The 3,492-nt window shown below is 57.9% G+C and carries 6 protein-coding genes; 3 read left to right on the forward strand and 3 right to left on the reverse strand.

What is annotated here, in order from left to right; all coding sequences use genetic code 11:
- The 3 genes from GXX82_12925 to GXX82_12935 all read left to right on the forward strand — a co-directional run.
- A partial coding sequence (locus GXX82_12925) for a hypothetical protein (GenBank protein ID NLT23942.1) occupies window positions 1–179 on the forward strand: 179 nt, incomplete at its 5' end.
- A gap of 94 nt (window positions 180–273) precedes the next feature.
- Window positions 274–888: a hypothetical protein gene (locus tag GXX82_12930; GenBank protein NLT23943.1), complete on the forward strand. Its 615-nt coding sequence runs from the start codon at window positions 274–276 to the stop codon at window positions 886–888.
- Entirely contained in the window at window positions 885–1,412 is a 528-nt protein-coding gene (locus GXX82_12935) for a hypothetical protein (protein ID NLT23944.1), read from the forward strand. The genes GXX82_12930 and GXX82_12935 overlap by 4 nt, the downstream gene beginning before the upstream one ends.
- A 137-nt stretch (window positions 1,413–1,549) precedes the next feature.
- On the opposite strand, the gene GXX82_12940 is transcribed toward GXX82_12935, so the two are convergent.
- The 3 genes from GXX82_12940 to GXX82_12950 all read right to left on the reverse strand — a co-directional run bounded on the left by GXX82_12940 (window position 1,550) and on the right by GXX82_12950 (window position 3,056).
- A complete protein-coding gene (locus GXX82_12940) occupies window positions 1,550–1,879 on the reverse strand; it encodes a toxin-antitoxin system HicB family antitoxin (GenBank protein ID NLT23945.1) in 330 nt (109 codons plus the stop codon).
- Entirely contained in the window at window positions 1,863–2,123 is a 261-nt protein-coding gene (locus tag GXX82_12945) for a toxin HicA (protein NLT23946.1), read from the reverse strand. The genes GXX82_12940 and GXX82_12945 overlap by 17 nt, the downstream gene beginning before the upstream one ends.
- Window positions 2,124–2,261: 138 nt before the next feature.
- Window positions 2,262–3,056, reverse strand: a complete 795-nt coding sequence (locus GXX82_12950) for a hypothetical protein (GenBank protein NLT23947.1) — start codon at window positions 3,054–3,056, stop codon at window positions 2,262–2,264.
- Window positions 3,057–3,492 lie beyond the last annotated feature (436 nt).

The following is a 3,492-nucleotide window of genomic DNA, read 5'->3' on the forward strand; positions in this document are numbered from 1 at the left end:
AAAACGATAGAGACAAGGATAAGGATAAAGGCAAAGCCTTTATACTCCACCTCCCCGCGGACCTCCACCTGACACTCAAGATCGAGGCGGCAAAGCGGGAAACAACAATGCGGGCGTTGATCCTGGAAGCACTGGAGGAATACATGGCCCGCGCGGAAAAAAAGGGAGGAGGACGATGATGTTGCAGATCCGCCACCACGACCTGGCACAGGCCCTGGACTCCCTCGCGTCCCTGTCAAAGACCGCTGACTTCAACGACGCCATGGAGGTTGTCTGGTTCGCGTTCAACCCGAAGAAGGACCGGGAGACCTTCGATCGGATGTCACTGCTCACCACGCTTTTCCGGGGGAGCCTGGACGGGAATGTAAAACCGCCGATAGATCTCCCCGGAATGTACCAGGAACGGTACAGAGCACAGAGGAGGACAGCGGTTTGAACAAATGGCAGGCACAAAAAGGATTGGAGCGCGCGGTCAGGCTGAAGCGACCCGAGAGCCGCTTTCTCGAGCTCCTCGAGGCCGGGGCGGACGTGAACGCGAGGGACAGGGGCGGCTACACCCCCCTCCATGAGGCGTGTAGCTACGGTCACACGAAGATCGCGCGCTTCCTTCTGGAGCATGGGGCGGATCCGAACGTGAGGGAGACGGACTATGGCCGGACCCCTTTTGAGATGTGCGGGCCGGGGGATTATCGGAGATCGCCGTGGAAGATCGATGCGTTCTTTGAACTCTTCCGCCAGTACGCCCCGGAGTCCACGTTCCAGACCGTCCTCAAGCTCGCGGACGATGATCCCCTGCACGTCCGGGAGCCCATGCTTGACTGGTACCGCAAGCATCACCCGGAGATGGTGATGGAGGCGTACTGCACGCAGGAGGAGGCAGGACGATGAAACTAGACAGACGCATGTTCGACGCAATCGAGCGCGGCGACCTGGAGGCAGTCAGGAAGGCCCTGGAGGCCGGGGCGGAGGTGAACGCACTGAACGAGCACGGCCGTACACCCCTCCACTGGGCGTGCGGACAGGGTCACACCGACATCGTCCGTCTCCTCATCGAGGCCGGGGCGGACGTGAACGAACGGAGCTGGAAAATGGTCACCCCGCTCCATGAGGCGTGCGGACAGGGCCACACCGCCACCGTCCAGCTCCTCCTCGAGGCCGGCGCGGACGTGAATGCACGGCACAGGCGTGGCCACACCCCACTCCACTGGGCGTGCGAGCAGCGCCACCCTGACGTTGCCCGTCTCCTCCTCGATGCCGGGGCGGACGTGAACGCAAGGGACGAGGCTGGCAGGACGCCCCTTGACCTGGCAATGCAGCTCCCGTCCGACCACCCTGCCCGGGAAGAGATCCTCGATCTCTTCCGCGAGTACGCCCCGGAGCTGGTGATGGAGGCGTGGTGCACGCAGGCCTGATCTGTCCCCCAGGGTGTACCCGGACGGGACAGGAGGCGGAGGCGCGAACGGTGTGTCACACGGGTGGCGGAGGGGTATTATGGGACAGGTGTATCACAGGGTCTATGAGGTGAATGGGACAGGTTCAGGGTCGTCCGTCACTGGCTCAGTTTCGCACTCGCAAGGCGGTTCAGGCTAATCCCGGATTCGGCTGCTTCCGTTGCGAGCTTGCGATGCACCTGTGGCGGCACGCGGACCATGAATCTTCCACTATAATACTTGCTCGCGATCGGTTCGGGAATCCGTTCGCCAGTTTCCCGCATATCGTTCAGGACATTCTCCACTACCTTCCGGATACCCCTGAGAGCGCTCTCGGGTGTGTCAGCGAGCCAGCTCAGGCTTGGGAACTCGGCGCAGAGCCCTACGTATTCCCCGTCCTCGGCGGACCAGGTGACGCGATATGTATAATGATCATTTCTCAGAGCCATGTTCAGCCTCCAATCTCTCTATGGCCAGGAGCACCTGCTGGACCTGATATGCTTTGGCCTTGCCCTTTTCGTTCTGGATATTCACCCGGGGGTCGCCCGGCCACGGGGTTTTATAGATCCTGTGGCTGCCACTGCTCTGGCGGGCTTTACCAAAGTAGTGGTCGCAGACGAGGCATAGTTCCCGGTACCGCACATTGTTCGGGTTTGACTTCATCCGGGCGACTGTGTCCGCTATCACTGCCATGCAGAGATAGTATCATTAATGACACTAAATGTCAACAATGAGAGCCGTGCCGACGGGAAGCCGGGGCGCTTCGCTCTAGAGGCGCCGGTGAACTTCTTTTGGTTAATCAATAGATAGTCACCAATACCACATTTGCGACTATCTATTGACGATAACCCTCCATCTTTTGTTCAGGCTGCCCCTCTTCGGCTTCCCCGGAACAAGCGGGATGGTTGCCGACGTGGGCTTCAGAGGCCTCTCAAGCCTCTCCAACAACCTTTCATCCACTCCCTCATCCTCTAATAGCACCCCCATTCTCCTGATCGTTCCTACATCGCCGAAACGGATCGTGCATTTCACGAGCGCCGCGGGATCGACGCGTCCTGCCTTCAGTTCCTTCTTTATCCATCTATACCCCCGGGGCAGAGTGCCAAACCGTGCCCAGTCGTAGACGGCATCCACAAGAGTGCGGGTCCTCGAGGGATACAGGACTGCAAGGCCTTCCCAGGTCCTGACCTTCTTTGTGTCCCCCAAGCGCCCGGTATCGACCTTGATGAGGTTGAGCGTTACCGCCCCAACGGTCCTCTCGCCGGAGATCTTGTTGTTATATGCATAGACCCTCGTGGGTATCTGTCCATCGAAGCCGTAGTAGTTGAAGGCATTCGGGCCGCAGACCTGATAGCGGCCGCCCCGTTCCCCTATGAGGGCATTCAGGGCAAGGGCTTCATCGGGTGTCCACACCCCGCCGAGCGGCAGCCGTTTGGGAACAAGGTAGAGGCCCCTTGTCACGCGGGCGATCATGCCGGCCCTCGACAGGCGGCTGAGGAGCTCACGTTCCTGGTTGGGGGAGAGGGCAAGGGCTTCCTGCATGTCGCCAGTCCGCACCGTTGTCATCTTCCGCATCTGTGTGTATGCGAGGAACTGCATTTCCATCTTTCCGAGACGTCGTTTCATGAATGTATTGTACATATAAGTAAATTCACTGACAAGCCATTAATGCAAAATAGTGTGCAAAAAAGGTTAGCTGTAACAAAACCATAACTACAGATTAACTACAAATGCCCACGTTGCCCCGAAATGTAGTTAAACGGCGCTTTAACCAGGCCCCGCCATTAATCCCGCTTTTACTGCATTACAGCATTAACGCCGATTTTCGCCATTTACATTTCTTCTACGAAATGTTTAATTTCGGGGGTTTTCGACCTTCCTCCAGACCCTGCCTCCTGTAAACGCCCGCCAGTCCTGCATCCGCACGACCGCTTAACAAAACGGAGGATTTTGTTAAGTGGGGCAAATGGGTATTATTTAAAGCATAGAGTAAGGGAGTAAATGAGCCTAGTCGAAACCATAGCCTGCAGACGCTTACGCTCTTAATCACGGACCGACTTAC

The sequence above is a fragment of the Syntrophorhabdus sp. genome (assembly GCA_012719415.1).
Lineage (GTDB): Bacteria > Desulfobacterota > Syntrophorhabdia > Syntrophorhabdales > Syntrophorhabdaceae > Delta-02.